This is a genomic window from Blautia intestinalis, assembly GCF_014297355.1.
Taxonomy (GTDB): Bacteria; Bacillota; Clostridia; order Lachnospirales; family Lachnospiraceae; genus Blautia_A; species Blautia_A intestinalis.
The window spans coordinates 38,429-57,550 of sequence record NZ_JACOQE010000009.1 but is presented as its reverse complement, the minus strand read 5'-3'; the positions used below and the strand labels follow the sequence as shown (position 1 = coordinate 57,550).

General features: G+C 44.1%; 14 protein-coding genes and 1 other annotated feature. All 14 genes read left to right on the top strand.

The window, feature by feature from the left end; genetic code table 11:
• The first annotated feature begins 391 nt into the window (after positions 1-391).
• Positions 392-645: a binding site (T-box leader), on the top strand.
• Positions 646-726: 81 nt separating this feature from the next.
• The 14 genes from H8Z79_RS12920 (at position 727) to H8Z79_RS12855 (ending at position 19,096) form a co-directional block, all read left to right on the top strand.
• Positions 727-1,224 carry a TRAP transporter small permease gene (locus H8Z79_RS12920; RefSeq protein ID WP_118041060.1) on the top strand — a complete coding sequence of 166 codons (498 nt, stop codon included), beginning with the start codon at positions 727-729 and terminating at the stop codon, positions 1,222-1,224.
• The gene (locus tag H8Z79_RS12915) at positions 1,225-4,560 is read left to right on the top strand and encodes a TRAP transporter large permease subunit (RefSeq protein ID WP_118048993.1); all 3,336 of its coding nucleotides are present in this window, start codon (positions 1,225-1,227) and stop codon (positions 4,558-4,560) included. It abuts the gene before it with no gap.
• A gap of 141 nt (positions 4,561-4,701) precedes the next feature.
• Positions 4,702-5,766, top strand: a complete 1,065-nt coding sequence (locus H8Z79_RS12910; RefSeq protein WP_207662820.1) for an NAD-dependent epimerase/dehydratase family protein — start codon at positions 4,702-4,704, stop codon at positions 5,764-5,766.
• Positions 5,767-5,810: 44 nt separating this feature from the next.
• Positions 5,811-6,866 (top strand): CDP-glucose 4,6-dehydratase, encoded by a 1,056-nt coding sequence (gene rfbG, locus H8Z79_RS12905; RefSeq protein ID WP_118048992.1) that lies wholly within the window; start codon positions 5,811-5,813, stop codon positions 6,864-6,866.
• A 44-nt stretch (positions 6,867-6,910) separates the two neighbouring features.
• Positions 6,911-7,156: a hypothetical protein gene (locus H8Z79_RS12900; RefSeq protein ID WP_147349001.1), complete on the top strand. Its 246-nt coding sequence runs from the start codon at positions 6,911-6,913 to the stop codon at positions 7,154-7,156.
• Entirely contained in the window at positions 7,153-7,611 is a 459-nt protein-coding gene (locus H8Z79_RS12895) for a hypothetical protein (RefSeq protein ID WP_118040978.1), read from the top strand. Before H8Z79_RS12900 ends, H8Z79_RS12895 begins: the two co-directional genes overlap by 4 nt.
• A gap of 22 nt (positions 7,612-7,633) precedes the next feature.
• Positions 7,634-8,197 carry a hypothetical protein gene (locus H8Z79_RS12890; RefSeq protein ID WP_147417392.1) on the top strand — a complete coding sequence of 188 codons (564 nt, stop codon included), beginning with the start codon at positions 7,634-7,636 and terminating at the stop codon, positions 8,195-8,197.
• A 132-nt stretch (positions 8,198-8,329) separates the two neighbouring features.
• Complete coding sequence (rfbH, locus tag H8Z79_RS12885) at positions 8,330-9,676, top strand: lipopolysaccharide biosynthesis protein RfbH (RefSeq protein ID WP_187002863.1); 1,347 nt, start codon at positions 8,330-8,332, stop codon at positions 9,674-9,676.
• A gap of 1 nt (position 9,677) precedes the next feature.
• The gene (locus H8Z79_RS12880; RefSeq protein ID WP_118040984.1) at positions 9,678-11,006 is read left to right on the top strand and encodes a phenylacetate--CoA ligase family protein; all 1,329 of its coding nucleotides are present in this window, start codon (positions 9,678-9,680) and stop codon (positions 11,004-11,006) included.
• Between the two features lie 18 nt (positions 11,007-11,024).
• Positions 11,025-12,245, top strand: coding sequence for a lipopolysaccharide biosynthesis protein (locus tag H8Z79_RS12875; RefSeq protein WP_118040986.1), 1,221 nt, complete (start codon positions 11,025-11,027; stop codon positions 12,243-12,245).
• Positions 12,232-13,548, top strand: coding sequence for a phenylacetate--CoA ligase family protein (locus tag H8Z79_RS12870; protein ID WP_118040988.1), 1,317 nt, complete (start codon positions 12,232-12,234; stop codon positions 13,546-13,548). Before H8Z79_RS12875 ends, H8Z79_RS12870 begins: the two co-directional genes overlap by 14 nt.
• A gap of 5 nt (positions 13,549-13,553) precedes the next feature.
• Entirely contained in the window at positions 13,554-15,395 is a 1,842-nt protein-coding gene (locus H8Z79_RS12865; protein ID WP_118040990.1) for a thiamine pyrophosphate-binding protein, read from the top strand.
• A gap of 33 nt (positions 15,396-15,428) precedes the next feature.
• Positions 15,429-16,400, top strand: coding sequence for a glycosyltransferase family 2 protein (locus H8Z79_RS12860; RefSeq protein ID WP_118040992.1), 972 nt, complete (start codon positions 15,429-15,431; stop codon positions 16,398-16,400).
• A complete protein-coding gene (locus tag H8Z79_RS12855; RefSeq protein ID WP_118040994.1) occupies positions 16,397-19,096 on the top strand; it encodes a YfhO family protein in 2,700 nt (899 codons plus the stop codon). The genes H8Z79_RS12860 and H8Z79_RS12855 overlap by 4 nt, the downstream gene beginning before the upstream one ends.
• The last annotated feature ends 26 nt before the right edge of the window (positions 19,097-19,122 follow it).

Genomic DNA, 19,122 nt, shown 5'->3' with positions numbered 1-19,122 from the left:
GGTGAAATTCAGTATCAAATATGTGAGAAATGATAAAAAACAACAAAAATCATAAGAAATATTAGCGGATTATACAAAGATATAGTATAATTAAATCATCGTAAGCAAAAACAAAAGGTGAAGTACAGGAGAAAAAGTAAAGATCGGCTATTATCCGGTAATGGTGACGGAGTTTGGTATGTCAGCAGCAAATGGTGGCGGCAGAATCAGTAAGTCTTCGACAGGCAAATACATACGATCAAAATACAGAGCAAGAAGGAGAAGCTGATGAGGCTTCTTCTTTTGAAAAGCAGAGAATGGATATTATGCAGGAAAATCGCATAAAAACTCTTGACGTGACGAAAAATGAGAGGTAAAATAAAAACACCTTTTAACAAGGTAAAGCATAAGAGTAAATTCTATGAAGGGAATCAGTAGAAGCAGAGGAACCTGTCTACAGAGAGCTGTGCATGGTGGGAAGCAGCGACAGAACTGTTTTGAATATCATCCCTGAGAAGGAAGACCGAACGTTTTATAGAACTGCCAGTAGGTTTTCACGGTAGCTCCCCGTTACAGGAGACGCGTATGCCGGTACGTTGCAGAATCGTACTTGTTTCAATGGAGAAACAGGGTGGTTGCGGAATGATATATCTATCCGTCCCTGATGGGGCGGTTTTTTTTATGCCCAAAAGATCTGAAACCAGGAGGTCTGAAACCGGAACAAAATACAAAAAAGGGGAAGAGAGTATGAAAGTTTACAAAAAACTCATGAATGCACTTGCAGCAGTCGAAAAAGTCGTACTGATCGTTTCTACGCTGCTGATCCTGGTGCTGACAGTGGGAAATGTATTTTCCCGTAAAGTGATCCACCGCTCATGGTCATTCACAGAAGAGCTGGTTGTAGCGGTATTTGTTCTCATCACACTTCTGGCAGCAGCACTTGCATGTCGGAAAGGCGAACTGGTCAGTCTGTCACTGTTTACTGACCGTCTCCCGGAAAAACTGAAAAAACCGTCTGTGATCCTGATCACGGTTCTGAGCATTGTTTTTTCAGCAATTCTTTTTAAATATGGTATGGATAAGGTCATTACCCAGCTTGCAAACGGTAAGAGAACCTTCGTACTGAACTGGCCGGAATGGATTTTCTGGTCCTTCGTACCGATCGGTGCAGGATGCATGATTCTTCATTTTATCGAGTTCTGTCTGGATTTCTGTACAGGATATAAAGAAAAGGAGGACAAATAAATGATCAGTGCTGTTTTATTTATTTCATTCTTTATCTTTCTGATCCTTGGTGTGCCGATTGCAATCTGCCTTGGACTTTCCTCTGTATGTGCGATCCTTTACTCGGGAACTTCACTTACGATCGTGGCAACCAACATGTATGCCGGAATCAGTAAATTCCTGCTTCTGGCAATTCCGTTTTTCGTATTATCCGGTAACATCATGGCAAAAGCCGGTATCTCCAAACGACTGATCAACTTCGTTGATACCTGCGTCGGCCATAAAAAAGGTGGTATCGCCATCGTATGTGTTATCGTTGCATGTTTCTTCGGAGCAATCTCCGGTTCCGGACCGGCAACTGTAGCTGCTCTCGGCGCAGTCCTGATTCCGGCAATGGTAGAGCAGGGAGGATTTTCCGCACCGTTCTCCACGGCGTTGATGGCGACATCGAGCTCGATCGCGATCGTTATACCTCCGAGTATCGCATTCGTTGTATATGCATCTATCACAGGTGTTTCTATCGCTGATATGTTTACGGCAGGTATCGTACCTGGTATTCTGATGGGTGTTGCGCTTGTAATTGTTGTTATGCTGGAAGCAAAGAAACACAACATTCAGCCTTCCAGAAAAAAAGCAACTGCAAAAGAACGCTGGGCTACATTTAAAGATGCATTCTGGGGATTTTTGATGCCGATCATCATCCTCGGTGGAATCTACGGTGGTATCTTTACGCCAACAGAAGCAGCAGCCGTATCTGTTGTATATGGTCTGTTTGTAGGTATGGTCATCTATCGTGAAGTCAAATTCCGTGATCTGATCGATATTTTTGTAGAATCAGCAAAAACAACAGGTGGTATCATGCTGATCGTTGCATGCGCATCCCTGTTCTCTTATGTATGTACAAAATTCGGTATTGCAGAAGCTGCATCCGGACTGCTTGCATCCATTGCACACAACCAGTTCGTATTTCTTCTGATTGTAAATATCATTTTCCTGATCGCAGGATGTTTTATCGATGCAAACTCAGCTATGTATATCTTCATCCCGATCATGCTTCCGGTATGCAAGGCACTGGGATATGACGTTGTTGCATTTGGTGTTATGGCAACCGTCAACCTTGCAATCGGTCAGGTAACACCGCCGGTTGGTGTCAACCTGTTCGTTGCGATCAGTATCAAGATCAAAAAAGGCATGGAGGTTACTCTCCAGCAGATTTCAAAGGCAGTCATGCCGATGATCGCTGCTTCTGTAGCAGTACTTCTTGTAATTACTTATATTCCGGCCGTTTCCACAGCTCTGCCGAAAGCACTTGCAAAGAACGGCGCTTATACAGGGGATCAGTCCTCCTCTGACACAGGAAGCACATCTTCCAAAGATGCCGGAGACGACAATGATTCCTTCAATACTATCGCGGATTACAGTGATCTTGACTGGCCGGAAATGACATGGAATTTTGCATGCTCCACAACAGAGACAAGTACATGGGCTGACGGCGGACGTAAGTTCGGTGAACTTATGGAAAAAGCAACCGGCGGAAAGATCAAAGTCAATGTATATGCAGCAGACCAGCTTACCAACGGAAATCAGTCCGAAGGTATTCAGGCGCTGATGAACGGAGACCCGGTACAGATCTCCATGCATTCCAATCTGATCTATTCAGCATTTGACCCGAGATTCAATGTTGTATCTCTGCCGTTCATCTATGATTCTTATGATGATGCAGATGCAAAATTTGACGGCGCAGCCGGAGAGAAACTGAAAGAGATCCTTTCTGAGTATGGCCTGCACTGCATGGGTATTGCGGAAAACGGTTTCCGTGAGCTGACTAACAGCAAGCATGAAGTAAAAACTGTCGATGACATGAAAAACTTAAAGATCCGTGTAGCAGGCTCCAATCTTCTTATGGAATGCTATAAGAGATGGGGCGCAGATGCGACCAACATGAACTGGTCCGAAACCTACACCGCACTGCAGCAGAACACAGTAGAAGGTCAGGAAAACCCGTTACCGGCAATCGATGCGGCAAGCGTACAGGAAGTTCAGCCGTACTGCTCCATGTGGGATGCAATCTATGACTGTCTGTTCTTCTGTATCAATCAGGAAATCTATGACAGTCTGACCGCAGAGCAGCAGGCAGTTGTTGATGAATGTGGACAGAAAGCTGTAGAGTATGAGCGTTACATCAACCGTTCAGGTGACGAAGAGATCATGAGCCGCTGGGAAGAAAGCAATGGCGTAACCTTCACAAAGAAAGAAGATATGGATATTGATTCCTTCAAAGAAGCTGTTGATGGTGTAGACGATTGGTTTGTTCAGGAACTGGAGAGTCAGGGCTATGATGATGCACAGGATCTGGTAGATCTCTTTACAGAAGATTCCATGGATACTGTAGATGATCACAGTGACCTTGACTGGCCGGAAGCAACATGGAACTTTACATGCTCCACAACGGAGACAAGCACATGGGCAGAAGGCGGACGTAAGTTCGGTGAACTGATGGAAAAAGCAACCGGCGGAAAGATCAAAGTCAATGTATACGCAGCAGACCAGCTTACCAACGGAAACCAGTCCGAAGGTATTCAGGCGCTGATGAACGGAGACCCGGTACAGATCTCCATGCACTCCAACCTGATTTACTCTGCATTTGACCCGAGATTCAATGTTGTATCTCTGCCGTTCATCTATGATTCTTATGATGATGCAGATGCGAAGTTTGACGGCGAGGCAGGAGAAAAACTCAAAGAGATTCTTTCAAGCTACGGTCTGCACTGCATGGGTATCGCGGAAAATGGTTTCCGTGAACTGACCAACAGCAAACATGAAGTAAAAACTGTCGATGATATGAAGAACCTGAAAATCCGTGTAGCAGGATCAAACCTTCTTATGGAATGCTATAAGAGATGGGGCGCAGATGCGACCAACATGAACTGGTCCGAAACCTATACTGCACTGCAGCAGAATACCGTAGAAGGTCAGGAGAACCCGCTGCCGGCAATCGATGCGGCAAGTGTACAGGAAGTTCAGCCATACTGCTCCATGTGGGATGCAATCTATGATTGTCTGTTCTTCTGCATCAACCAGGATCTTTACGATACTCTGACACCGGAGCAGCAGGCAGTTGTTGACGAGTGTGGACAGAAAGCCGTAGAGTATGAGCGTTACATCAACCGTTCCGGTGACGAAGAGATCATGAACCGCTGGGAATCCAAGAATGGTGTAACATTCACAAAGAAAGACGATATGGACATCGATTCCTTCAAAGAAGCAGTAGACGGTGTAGATGAGTGGTTTGTAGAACAGCTTAAAGATGCCGGATACAAGGATGGACAGGAACTTGTAGACCTCTTCGAAAAATAAAAATAAAAAGTTTTAAGGCAGAGAAATCCCTGAATTCCAATGGAGTTCAGGGATTTTTCTGCTTGTTGATTAAATGTGCGGACAAGGGTATAATATACTTGTATTATTATGTGATTTTGGAAAATGAGGGGGAAATACACGATGAATCCGATCTTGCAAAAAGATATGGAGGATATTTTTTCACGCAATAACAGCTGGGAACGACTGGAGAACAGTACGGTACTTCTGACGGGTGCGTATGGGATGCTGGCATCTTATATTGTCCATTTTCTGCTGTATGTCAGAAATGTCAAAAATATAAATGTAAAACTGATCGCAGTAGTTCGAAACAAGGACAAATTTGTGCAGAGATTTGGGCATGCAGAGGGATTTGACAGTATAGAGATCATTCAGAATGACCTGTCAGAACCGATAGAGATAGAGGAAGATGTAGACTATATCATTCATGCTGCATCACTGGCAAGTCCGCAGTATTACAGCGTTTGTCCGGTGGATGTACTGAAGCCGAATACAATTGGTAATTATCATCTGCTTGAACTGGCAAAAACCAAAAAGGTAAAGGGTTATCTGCTGTTCAGTTCATGTGATGTTTATGGGACACCGAGAGTTGACGGACTGATTAATGAGAACGCATTTGGACATATGGATACGCTTGACATACATAATTGCTACAGCGAGAGCAAACGTATGGCAGAAACTATGTGCCGTGCATTCTGGGTACAGCATCAGGTTCCTGTCAGAATTGCACGAATCGCACATACATATGCGCCAACGATGGATATTCAGAACGATCCCCGGGTTTTTGCTTCTTTTGTGAAAAACATCGCTGCAGGTGAAGATATTGTATTAAAGAGTGATGGTTCCGGAAAGCGCACATTCTGCTATATTACCGATGCGGTTGCCGGTTATTTTAAGATTCTGTTTGACGGTGCAGAAGGTGAAGCTTATAACGTATGTAATACTTCACAGTTTGTAAGCATTCGTGAGCTTGCCGAGTGTCTGACGGAGATTTATCCGGAAAAAAATCTCCATGTGATCTGTAAACAGCGCAGTGAATCTGAAAATTATACAGAAAATAAGGCTGTTGTCGGGCATGAAAGGATTCCTGACAATCGCAAACTGCAGGAATTGGGCTGGGAGGCCAGAGTTGATATTCGGGAAGGATTCAAAAGGGTGATCCAGTATATTGAAAATGAAAAACAGTGAAACAAAGATTAAAAGAATTTATTTACGGGAGCGCTTATACGGGAATGAAAAATTTCGATTTTAACTTTTATAAAGGCAAAAAAGTTTTAGTAACAGGCCATACGGGATTTAAAGGAGCATGGCTTTGCAGGATTCTGCTGGGACTGGGGGCAGAGGTGACAGGATATGCACTGGAACCACCGACAGATCCGGAACTTTTCGGGCTGCTTGATCTCGAAAAAAATATGAACTCTGTAAAAGGCGATATCCGGGACTTATCCAGATTATCCGGTGTTCTGAAGGAGACACAGCCGGAGATCGTGCTTCATCTTGCAGCACAGCCGATCGTTCGTGAATCTTATGCGAATCCGGTCTATACTTATGAAACAAATGTAATGGGTACAGTCAACATACTTGAGGCAGTAAGAAATGCAGGAAGTGTAGTTTCGTTTTTGAATGTTACTACAGATAAAGTATACAAAAACAATGAATGGGAATGGGGATACCGTGAGACAGATGAACTGGATGGTTATGATCCATATTCCAACAGTAAATCCTGTTCAGAGCTTGTTACACACAGTTACGAAAAAGCTTTCCTTAAAGAAGCCGGTATTGCAGTATCTACTGCGCGCGCCGGAAATGTAATTGGCGGCGGTGACTTTGCTGCAGACCGTATCATTCCGGATTGTGTCAGAGCTATGGCTGATGGCAGAGAAATTGCCGTGCGTAATCCGCATTCCACCAGACCGTATCAGCATGTACTGGAACCGTTGGGTGCATATCTGATGATTGCAGGTGTGCAGTATCAGGACAGCTCGAAAGCCGGTTCCTATAACGTAGGACCGGGAGATGAAGACTGCATTACCACCGGAGAGCTTGCAGATCTTTTCTGTGAGGCATGGGGAGGAAATGCTGCATGGAAAAATCTGTATCAGGGTGGTCCTCATGAAGCAAATTTCCTCAAGCTGGACTGCTCCAGAATCCGCAGTACTTTTGGCTGGAGAGCACGGTGGCACGTACAGGATGCTGTACGATATACGGTACAGTGGTATCAGGCATGGCTTGAAGGTGCAAATATGGCAGAATACACAGACCGCCAGATAAAAGAATATTTCGAATAAAAGAATATTTCAGATAAAAGAACAAAATGGAGAGAAAAGAGGGAATGAAAAAGAATCGGGAAATGTTCAGCGGACTGACGGCATGGCTGGTGTCGGCCTGCTTTTTTCTCGGGTGTTTTGCAAATAAGCAATTGCTGGAAAAAATCAGTAAACTGGGAAACAGTCATATTTTAATCTATGGTCTTACACTGGTTCTGTTTTGCCTGGTGTTTCTGGCAGCTATGGGTGTTACAGGAAGAATGAAGGAGAAACAAAGCTGTTCTGATGGAAATGCGGCAGGGGAGAATTGAGTGACTCGTATCATGGCCATGCATATTTTAATTCGGTTTATAACATTTATCAGGGAATGCCGTATACACACAATGTTACCAGTATTTACGGACACTATGCTTTATTTTTTAAGATTCCGCTGAAATTATTTCATGGGGACTTCAGAGCATTTGTCATGATGCTTGCAATGGTCGGTACACTTGCACATGTATGCGCATTTCTGACATTACAGCTGCTGGTGGAAAGCAGAGTATTGCGGATAGCCGGAGCACTGGCTGTCGCATTTCCAATCCTCGGTATGCGTGGTGGATATTACTGGCAGGTGTGGCCGCACAGAGTAGTTTTTCCGATGATCCTTCTGTTGTATGGTGCAGTGATCCTTAAGAAAAATTACCGGGGATTTATAAGCACGGCGGGTGAAGATCGGAAAGCTTCTTATAAATACAGCAGTACATATTATCGGAATTGCGTGTAGTATTTTGGGCGCGTATGGTGCTGTGAATCTGTATAATGTTTTGAAACACAGTCCGGCAAATTCCATGGAGGATTTTCTGGTACCGCTTCTTTCGAGTAATTATATGGAAGGTATCCTTCATCTTGATATGCCGCTTTATCCATGTGCGTATATGGCAGTGATTCTTTCGGCATATTTTGGACAGCATGGTCTTACATTTATCAGAAATAAAGAATGGAAAAACTTTGGAAAAATTTCATCGGCGCATGTGTTTCGGGCAGGCATCGGACTGATCTGTGCAGCCGCTGTGCTTGCCATGTCTACGGGTACGGTGCTGCAGTTTTCTCAGAACAGTCAGATAAAAGCAAACTTTCATAATATGGAAGATTTTGAGGAACTGGCAGCTCAGGTGGCTGAGATGGTGCCGGAAAACACACCGGCGTTCGGAATCAATATACCGGAAATTTACAGTCTGCTTCATCGAAGAACGGAATGTTTTACAATGGATTTCAGTGATATGCTTGTCCGTCCGGACAGCCTGAAAGAGCTTCAGGATCAGCTGGAACATGCGGAAATCCGGGGGCATTTACCGAAAAATCCTCGATGAGAATCTGGAAACGTAACGATCCGGAGACTTACCGGTGGTTTAGGGAACACTATAAACTAAAAGACACGATTTCTTTCCAGCAGGAAGAATTTCAATATTACATAGAAAAATAAAATACAGAAGGAGAATATTATGTTTGAAGAAATGACAGAACAGCAGGCCAGAGAACAGATTCTGGAAATGACAAGAGATTACTGCAACAAATATCATAATCAAAAGAAACCATATCAGGAGGGTGACCGCATTCCATATGCGTCCAGAGTATACGATGCAGAAGAAATGGTAAATCTTGTAGACAGTTCTCTTGAATTCTGGCTGACAGCCGGACGTTATACAAACGAATTTGAACATGCATTTGCGCAGTATCTCGGTGTGCGTTACTGTTCGCTGGTAAACTCCGGATCTTCTGCGAATCTGCTTGCTTTTATGACACTGACTTCCCCGCTCCTGAAAGAGCGTCAGATCCTTCCGGGCGATGAGGTGATCACGGTTGCGGCAGGTTTCCCGACAACAGTTTCTCCGATGATCCAGTATGGAGCAGTGCCGGTATTTGTCGATGTGGCGATTCCGCAGTACAACATTGATCCATCTCTTCTGGAAGCTGCATGGTCTCCGAAGACAAAGGCTGTCATGCTTGCACATACCCTCGGTAATCCATTTGACCTGAAGACAGTAAAGGAATTCTGTGACCGCCATAAGCTGTGGCTGATTGAGGACAACTGCGATGCACTTGGTTCTGTCTATACGATCGACGGTGAGGATAAACTGACCGGAACGATCGGTGATATCGGAACTTCCAGTTTTTATCCGCCACATCATATGACAATGGGAGAAGGAGGGGCTGTCTATACGGACAATCCGCTTCTGAACAGAATTGCGCGTTCTTTCCGTGACTGGGGAAGAGACTGCATCTGTGCACCGGGTCAGGACAATCTCTGCGGTCATCGTTTTGACCGTCAGTACGGCGAGCTTCCGGTTGGCTACGATCACAAATATGTTTATTCTCATTTTGGATATAACCTCAAAGCAACTGATATGCAGGCTGCAGTCGGCTGTGCACAGCTTAAGAAGTTTCCGTCCTTCGTAGAACGGAGAATCCACAATTTCAATTATCTGAAAGATGCACTCAAAGGAACAGAAGACAAACTGATTCTTCCGGAGGCCTGTGAGAATTCCAGACCGAGCTGGTTTGGTTTCCTGATCACCTGCCGTGATGGTGTGGACCGTAATCAGATTGTTCAGCAGATTGAAGCCAGAGGTGTGCAGACGCGTATGCTGTTTGCAGGCAACCTGACAAAGCATCCGTGTTTTGACCAGATGCGTGCAACAGGTAAAGGCTACCGCATCGCCGGAACACTCGAAAATACAGACCGTATCATGAGAGATACTTTCTGGATCGGTGTATATCCGGGAATGACAGATGAAATGCTGGAAGCTATGGCAAACGCAATCAAAGATGCAGTGAATGGAGTAAAATAAAATGATTTTAGATGAAAAACTGCGGTGGGCAGGATTTTGGATTCTGGATGGGCTGCGTGGCGGTCAGACACGCAAATATTATGACAGAATCCGTTATGCATGGAAAGAAGGAAGCTCTGTTGCAGAGACAGAAGAAAGAATTCAGAATCTGATCAGACATGCAGTAAAAACAACAGATTTTTATAAAGATTATCCGGAAGATATCCCACTTGAGAAACTTCCGGTAGTAAATAAAGATACGTTCCGGCAGCATTATGACAGTTTTCTTTCTTCAACTTATAAAGATGCAGAGGATAATCGTATAATGTGTACCAGCGGTTCAACCGGTACACCACTGCGTATGATCCAGAATAAAGACAAGATCTGTCACAATACTGCAGGTGGGATTTTTCTTGGGGCAGCAGCAGGATACTATATCGGAATGAAAGAGGCATTTATCCGTGTTTGGGTAAACAATGTCCGCAAAAGTAAATTCCGCCTTCTGCAGGAAAATCTCATTATGATGGACAGCTCACGGATGGATGACAAAGCACTTGCCGGAATGCTTAATGTAATCGAAAAGAAAAAAGTCAAATGTCTGGTCGGATATTCTTCCGCACTTGGTGAGCTGAGCGAATATATCCGAAAAAACGGACGGGACTGCAGCAAATTCAGAGTAAAAGCAATCATTCCGATTTCCGAGACGATGCCGGAACCGGTGCGCCGTACACTGTCAGAACAGTTTGGGTGTCCGGTGCGTGCCTGGTATTCCAACGAAGAAAACGGTATTATGGGACTTCAGAACGAAGACAACGAAGGATATCATATTGATACGGAAACTTATTATTACGAAATATTAAAAATGGATTCTGATGAACCGGCAGAACCGGGTGAACTCGGAAGAATCGTGATCACAGACCTTTTTAATTATGCATTTCCGATCATTCGTTATGACAATGGTGATACAGCAGTGGCAGTCCGCAGGGAAAACAACGGTCGTTTTAAACTTTATCTGTCCGTGCTTTACGGACGGCGTAGCGACCTGATCTATGACTGTGACGGCAAGGCCGTTACACCATATATCATTACAAATAATCTCTGGGATATTCAGGGTGTAAAACAGTATCGTTTTATTCAGGAAGACATAAAAGATTATACGATCTGGCTGAATGGAGATCCAAAGAAGATGGATCAGGAAGAAATCCTTCGCAGAATCCGTCCATATCTGGGAGAGGAAGCACGCATTAAAATTGAGATGGTTGATGAGATTCCGGTGCTTGCTTCCGGTAAACGTAAATACATAGAAAACCGCTGTCAGAAATATCAGCAGCATAAAGGATTCTGTGGCTGACATGCAGGAGGTAAAGATTTGAAAGACAGGGAACAGAAAAAAGGAATTGCGGTAAACACCCTGTATACGATGGGCGGACTGCTCTGGATGAATGCAGTCCTGCAGATCGTGGTAACTCCGCTTCTCAATCGACTGATGGGAGCAGAGCAGCTTGGAAATCTTCTTTATATTACCGGTCTTGTGGCAATCATCTGCCCGTCGGTGGGACAGGCATTAAATACAAGCCGCCTTGTTGTTCGCAGAGATTGCGAGGTAACAAACGGAGATTATGACTGGTTACTTCTGCTTTTTGGTGTCATTGGAAGTTTTGTCGCTCTTGTGATGTCAAGAAACAGCATTACCAATATGGCTATGGCAGCCGGCGTTTTTATCATGTTTATGCTGACTGTTTTTCGGTATTATGGAGATGTGGAATATCGTCTGAACCTGAATTACAGGAGATATTTTATTTATTATCTGCTGATTGGAATCGGATATCTGGCAGGATTTGGTATATATTATGTAACAGGACAATGGGTATGGATCTATCTGACCGGCGAGGGTGCCGCGCTTGTTTTTGTGGGAATTACAGGAAAAGTATTTCACAATTTCTGGAACAGGAGCAGATTTTTTTCTACTGCGCTCAGCCGTGGATTTTTCCTTATGTTGTCGTATCTGGTCACGAATACAACGTTGAATATTGACCGTCTTGTGATACGTCAGGTACTTGGAAATGAACAGGTAACATGGTACTATGTGACTTCACTGATCGGGAAGACGCTGGTTCTTCTGATCGCTCCGATCAATACGATCGTGATTTCCTATCTCACAAAAAGAAAAGAACGTCTGACACGTTTACAGTATGGCAAGGCAGCACTTGCAGGAGGAATCGTAAGTTTTGTATTCTTTCTTGCCTGCCAGGTGGGAACACCGCTTTTTGTGTGGCTCTTTTACAGAAATCTCTATGATTCGGTAAAAGGCATTGTAACTGTTGTAAATCTGGCGCAGATTCTTGGATTATATTCTGCGTTTCTGTTTATTCTTGTGCTGACATTCACGGATGAGAGATGGCAGCTTGGTATACAGCTTGCACATTTTGGAATACTTCTTGCAATATCGATACCGGCAGCAAAAATATATGGACTGGCAGGATTTGCCTATGCGTCACTTGGTGCAAATATTCTGCGTGTGGCGGCTGTGATCATTCTGGGACTGGTGAAAGCACAAAACGGAAAGGAAAGTAAAGATGAATACAGGTGAAGTACTGAGAAGGATTGTTTTTAATCTGCTCGATGCCTCAAAGGGTGGCAAACTGCAGAAATTAAAAGAAGTGAATAAGCGGGAAATCGTGGAAGGCGTAACCGAAGAATATATGGAACGCCGCCTGAATACTCTGCTTGACTATGTAAAGAAAAATTCAGCGTTTTACCGCAAACATCCGGAATGGAAAGAACTCAAAGATTTCCCGGTTATGACAAAAGGTGACTTTATTGAACATTATGACGAGGTTCTTGTGGATCACTATCAGGAACAGGGCAAACTTTACCGCCTGAGTACAAGTGGTTCTACGGGTACACCGTTTACAGTATTGTGTGACGGTGACAAAATGAGCCGCATCAATATGAACTTTATTTCCTGTATGGAACTGAACGGCTTTCGTATGGGAATGAAGCGTGGCGAATTCCGTGCGTGGATAAAAGGAAAAAATACGATCAGCAAGTGGAAATCTTTCAAAAATAATCTGATCATGGTGGACATCTCCAATATGAGTGATGAGTCTCTGGAAAAAATCTGCCGCAATATTGAGAAAAAGAAGATTCAGGTGCTGGTTCCGTATTCCAGTGCGCTGACTGCACTGACGCAGTATCTGAAAAGAACAGGAAGAGATATCAGCCACTGGCAGGTCGAGATGATTTATACAATGGGAGAAGCGCTTCCGCAGGAGACATATGATCTGTCAAAAGAGCTGTTTGGTTTTACTCCGGTACGTACTTATGGAAATAACGAGAATGGTTTTATTGCAGTTCAGCTTGGCGAAGATCCGGAATATTCTATTGATATGTTTAATTATTATCCGGAGATCCTTAAGATGGATTGTGATGAACCGGCAGAACCGGGAGAGCTTGGAAGAATCGTTGTGACCGATTATTACAATAAGACATTTCCAATGGTGCGTTATGATACCGGAGATACCGGAAAAATGCGAATCGACCGGGATGAAAAAGGACGCATCCATGGAAAATATGTGGAAATCTATGGAAGACGCGGATCTCTGATGTATAACACAAAGGGAGAACCACTGTCCATTCATGTATTTATGAACACACTTTTGAAATTTGAGGGAGTCGTATATCAGGCGAGATGTATCCAGTGGGGAGAAAAGGAGTACGAACTTCTTGTCAATGCGGACAGGACAAAACTGAATGTTGAAGAACTTCTTGCGGCATACCGCCACTATCTGGGAGAAGACGCGGAAATCCGTGTTACTTATGTAGAGGAGATACCGATTCAGGCATCCGGTAAATTTATGGTCTGCGAGAATAAGTGGGATGGAAGGAAATAAGCTTTATGAGACAGAAAGTATCTGATTATATAGCGGATTATATTGCAAACTGGGGAATTAGGGATGTGTTTACCGTGACGGGTGGCGGAGCCATGCATATGAATGATGCATTTGGACATCATCCGAAACTACACTGCACTTACCAGCACCATGAACAGGCATGTGCGATGGCAGCCGAAGCATATGCACGTATGGATAACCGTATGGCAGCAGTCTGCGTGACGACGGGGCCCGGGGCGACGAATGCCATAACAGGTGTGCTTGGCTGCTGGATGGATTCGATTCCCATGATTGTTTTTTCCGGACAGGCACGGTATGCGACGACAGTTGCAGCTTCCGGATTAAAGCTTAGAAGTATGGGAGTGCAGGAATGCAATATCGTTCCGGTGGTAGCTTCGCTTACGAAATATGCACAGATGGTCATTGATCCAAAAGAAATCCGTTATCATCTGGAAAAGGCACTCTATATGGCGGTGAACGGAAGACCGGGACCGGTATGGCTGGATATTCCGCTGGATGTACAGGGAGCAACGATTGAGACGGAGGAACTGAGCGGTTATGATCCGAAAGAAAATCCGGAAGAAACACCTGTGGAGATCACACAGAATACGGTAAAAGAAATTCTGGACAGGATTGCACAGAGCCGTCGTCCGGTACTGTTTCCGGGAAATGGTGTGCGGCTTGCGGGTGCAATAGAAGATTTTCACAGACTGGTAAATATTCTGGGCATTCCGGTGATCACAGGAATGAGCAGTGTTGACGCTCTGGAATCGGATCATATGTACTTTGTGGGAAGGAGCGGAGGTACCGGAACACGTCCGGGAAATTTTGCACTTCAGAACAGTGACGTGCTTCTTTCCATAGGAAACCGGCAGGGCTTTGCGCAGACAGGCTTCCAGTACCAGGACTGGGCAAGAGAGAGCTTCACAATATTGAATGATATTGATGAAAATGAACTGAAAAAACCGAATCTTCACGTGAGTCTTCCTGTAGTCGGGGATGCGGGCGAGTTGATCCGCAAACTGATCTGTGAGGCAGAGCGTCGCGGGGCAGACGAAAAACATCCGCTCTTTCAGGGAGAGGATTGGGTTCATCAGTGTCAGATCTGGAAACAGAAATATCCGGTGGTGACGGCGAAACATTACGAAACAATAGAAGAAGGCTGTACTAATATTTATGCTTTTTATGAAGAACTGTCAAAGGCAATGCAGGAAGGCGAGACACTGATGGTCAGTGTTGGAACTTCAAGAGTTGCCGGAAGTCAGGCTTTTCGTGTAAAAAAAGGACAGCGTTTTATTACGAATCCAAATACGGCTTCTATGGGATTTTGTCTTCCGGCGGCAACCGGAATCTGCGTGGCACATCCGGGAGAATCGGTGGTCTGTGTCACAGGTGAAGGAAGTCTTCAGATGAATATTCAGGAATTACAGACGATCCGTCAGAATCGGCTTCCGGTGAAACTGTTTGTGATCAACAATCAGGGATATCATTCTATCCGTCAGACACAGCAGAGTTATTTTGCTCCGCCACTTGTAGGAGTAGGTGAGGAGAGCCGGGACTTAAGCTTCCCGGATCTTGAAAAACTGGCACCGGCATATGGCTTTACTTACAGAGCAATTCACCATGCAGAGGAACTTCAGGACGTGATACGGGAAGTGCTGGGGATGGATGGAGCGGCAGTATGTGAGGTCTATGTAACGAAATATCAGAAGACGGAGCCGAAGACCTCAGCGAAAAAGCTTGCTGATGGAAGTATGGTATCTGCACCGCTTGAAGATATGTATCCGTTTTTGGATCATAAAGAGTTGGAAGAAAACATGTATATTCCGCTTCCAAAGAAATACTGACAGCGGAGGAAATCAGAATACAGGAGAATGAAAATGAGGAAGAAAATTTCAATTGTAATACCGACTTACAATGAAGAGGCAAATGTAGTGCCCCTCTCAAAAGCGGTAACAGAAGTGATGGAGCGGGATTTAAGTGAATATGATTATGAAATCCTGTTTATTGACAATCACTCCAAAGACAACACACAGGCACTGCTTCGAGGACTGTGTGCAAATAACAAAAAAATCAAGGCAATCTTTAATGCGAAGAATTTTGGACAGGCGCGTTCACCGGTGTATGGAATGAAACAGGCATATGGAGACTGCGTGGTACGTCTGACAGCAGATTTTCAGGATCCGGTTGACATGATTCCGAAATTTGTCCGTGAATGGGAAAAGGGAACAAAGATTGTCATCGGAATCAAGAGTGCAAGCAAGGAACGCAGGACCATGTACTGGATTCGTTCCTGCTATTACCGGATGATCAACAAAATCACAGATATTGACCATATCAATCAGTTTACCGGTTTTGGCCTGTATGACAAAAAATTTGTTGATGTTGTGCGTGATCTGCATGACCCGCTTCCATATCTTCGAGGCATTATCGCGGAACTGGGATTTGACTATACCGCAATTGAATATACGCAGCCGAAGCGCCGTGCAGGAAAGAGCAAAAATAACTTCTACAGCCTGTATGATTATGCGATGATAGGAATTACTTCCTATTCTAAAGTAGTGATGAGACTTGCAACTTTTGCAGGATTTATTATCGGTGGTTTAAGTATGGTAGCTGCAATTGTTTATCTGATCATGAAGCTGATGTTCTGGAATCGTTTTTCAGCAGGCATTGCGCCATTGCTGATCGGAGTATTTTTCCTCGGAGCACTGCAGCTGTTCTTTATCGGATTCCTCGGAGAATATGTTCTGAGTATTAATACAAGGGTGCTTGACCGGCCGCTTGTTGTCGAGGAAGAACGTCTGAATTTCGATGAAGAGGAAACAGAAAAAGAGGAGGACACACAGTGACAGATACAAAGAGAAAACCGATTTGGAAAAATGAACTGGTGTGGCTTTTTCTGATCACGAGCGGACTTTTTGCACTCCTGTACAGTAAATTTATTCTGGGCGGTTTCGCGTATGTGTTTACTGATTGCGGAGCGGATACTTTGCAGATCAATTATGCACAGTATGAAATGTTTTCTTCATTATTCAGAAGTGGTGACAGCGGTTATATATTGCAGGCCGGACTTGGAATGGATGTGTCTTCTTATTATCCGGCATATCTGATTCCATATAATCTTCTGCTTCTTCTTGCGCCGCAGAGACTTCTGCCGTGGGCAGTGCTTGCATCTGCATATCTGAAACTTCTGACGATATCTCTTGTGGGATATCTGTTTTACCGTAAACTGATGGGTGAGGGAATCGGAACGATGGCAGCTGCACTTGCGTGGACGTTTTCCGGCTATGTGATCCTCTGGGGTCAGCAGTACGGATTTTGTACATGTATGGCACTTTTCACTGTTTTTATGTATTTCCTTCAGTGTTATCTTAACGGAGAAAAACGGTGGAAAAATGCCGGATTTGTACTTACAGTGACAATGTTATTGTTTGCAAGTTATTATTTCCTCTATATGATTGCTTTTTTTGCTGTATTTTATGTGGTTATATACAGCATAATGCAGAAATGCTCCATCAAGTTTGCAGCAGGAAAAATGATCGGCCTTGGGGGAATAGGAATACTCGGTACACTGATCGGTGGAATCGCTCTTGTGCCGATTGCAGATACATTCCTTGAAAGTGCGCGTGCAGGTGCAGTGAGCGGAGGAAGTACTTCAGGTTTGTTCCATCCATATAAGGGAAAAACACTGGGAACAATTTTTGCCCGATTTTTTTCCAATCAGATGCTTGGTATCGATAAAGATTATTCCGGAAATCTCAATTATTATGAGGGTATCGTACTGGCGGTCAGCATTCTGACAGTTTTTGCAATCAGCTATTTTCTTGTAAAAAAAGCGACCAGGGTAAAGGCAATTTTTCTGACTGCGTTGATGGCATTTCTGGTTGTGATGCCGTTTACCAGCCGTGTGCTTGTATTTACCAAAAACTCACATCGCTGGTGCTTTATGATCTGTTTTGTAGAAGCTCTTGCTATTGGACTCTTTCTGCAGGATGTTTTTAGAGAGAGAAATAAAAAAACGGTTTTGTGCGGCGGTACGCTTGCGACCATTATCTATGCAGCAATGCTGGCATTTGTGTACAGCTTCAAAAATATAAAAGTAAATAATAAGATTGCTGCAGAGGTCTGTGCCTTTTTTGTGGTATATCTGCTTCTTATAGTGGGCGGAACGAGAATCAGAAAACTGTACAGGGTATTCCCGGCTGCTGTTTTACTGGTGCTTGTATGTGAGCTTTTTGCACTGAATTATCCATCACTCTGGCACCGTGAGTCACCGACCAGAAGTCAGCTGGCAACCGAGTACTATAATGATGGTACCAAAGATGCGGCAGCTTATCTGAAAGCTCAGGATGATTCTCTTTACCGCATCGAAAAGTCCTACAAGTCGACAGCGGAAAATGATGGAATGGCACAGGGCTATAATGGATTATCGGTTTATATGAGTACGAATCCGTCGTCACTGGTACGCTATCACAAGATGTACGGACCGGAAACACTGTCTGTTAATTTTGTGGATTTTAACAAGGATGATTACATAAGAAATTCGCTGCTTGGTACAAAATATCTGTTTGGCAGTGCCGGTTACAATGCTCCCCAGAAGGTATATACACCGGTGGGAGAAGCCGGGGGCAAAACCATATTCGAAAATAATTATGCACTTCCGTTTGGATATCTTTATGATAAAGAATGGAATGCAGACGGACTTGAAAAATTATCAGGACTTGATAAGACGCTCACTTCTCTTTCCGGATTTTATTATACCGATGCAAAAAAGAGCGGCTCTTATGAGGATGCATCTCTGCCGGAGGGAACAGATACTTCTCTGATGGAGAATGTGAGTGAAGCAGTCGACTGCACGATGGAAAACAATGCTGACGGCATTACCGTTCGTGACCTTGGTGCAGATCCAAATGTGATCTTTCCGGGAGTGGAATCCGACTTTGCAGATGAAAACAAATTATATGGACTTTCTCTGACAATGGACGTATCTGAGGATACCGAGATGGCAGTTTATTATCAGACAGAAGGCGACAGGGGATTTTCGGCAGATAAAGTTTATACTTTCTCCATCACGAAGGAAAATAATACGTGGGAACATGTGGTTCCGGCAGGAATCACAGCGCTTCGTGTCGATGTGAGTAGCCAGATCGATTATGCAGCGATCAAAGATTTTGAAGTGAAATCTTATGATCTTGATGCAACCGGTTATACAGTGCTTAAAAATTCCGGCGTGACGGATGTAAGCTACAGCGACAGCACCTATCAGGCACAGGTGACAAACGATACGCAGGAAAATGAAATGCTGTGTGTACCGTTCTTCTATCAGAGGGGATGGTCTGCCCGAATCGACGGAGAAGAGGTAGAAGTTTCCAATATCAACAGCGGACTTTGTGGAATCGAGATTCCATCCGGAACACATGAGGTTGTCCTGCAGTATGAGACACCATACAGAAGTCTGGGTCTGGGACTGACCATTGTCGGAGTTGTAATCTTTATACTTGTTTTTAGTCAGAATTTATATAAAAATTTCATAAAATTGTGTTAAAATTCGTAAGAGTGTGTTATAATGGA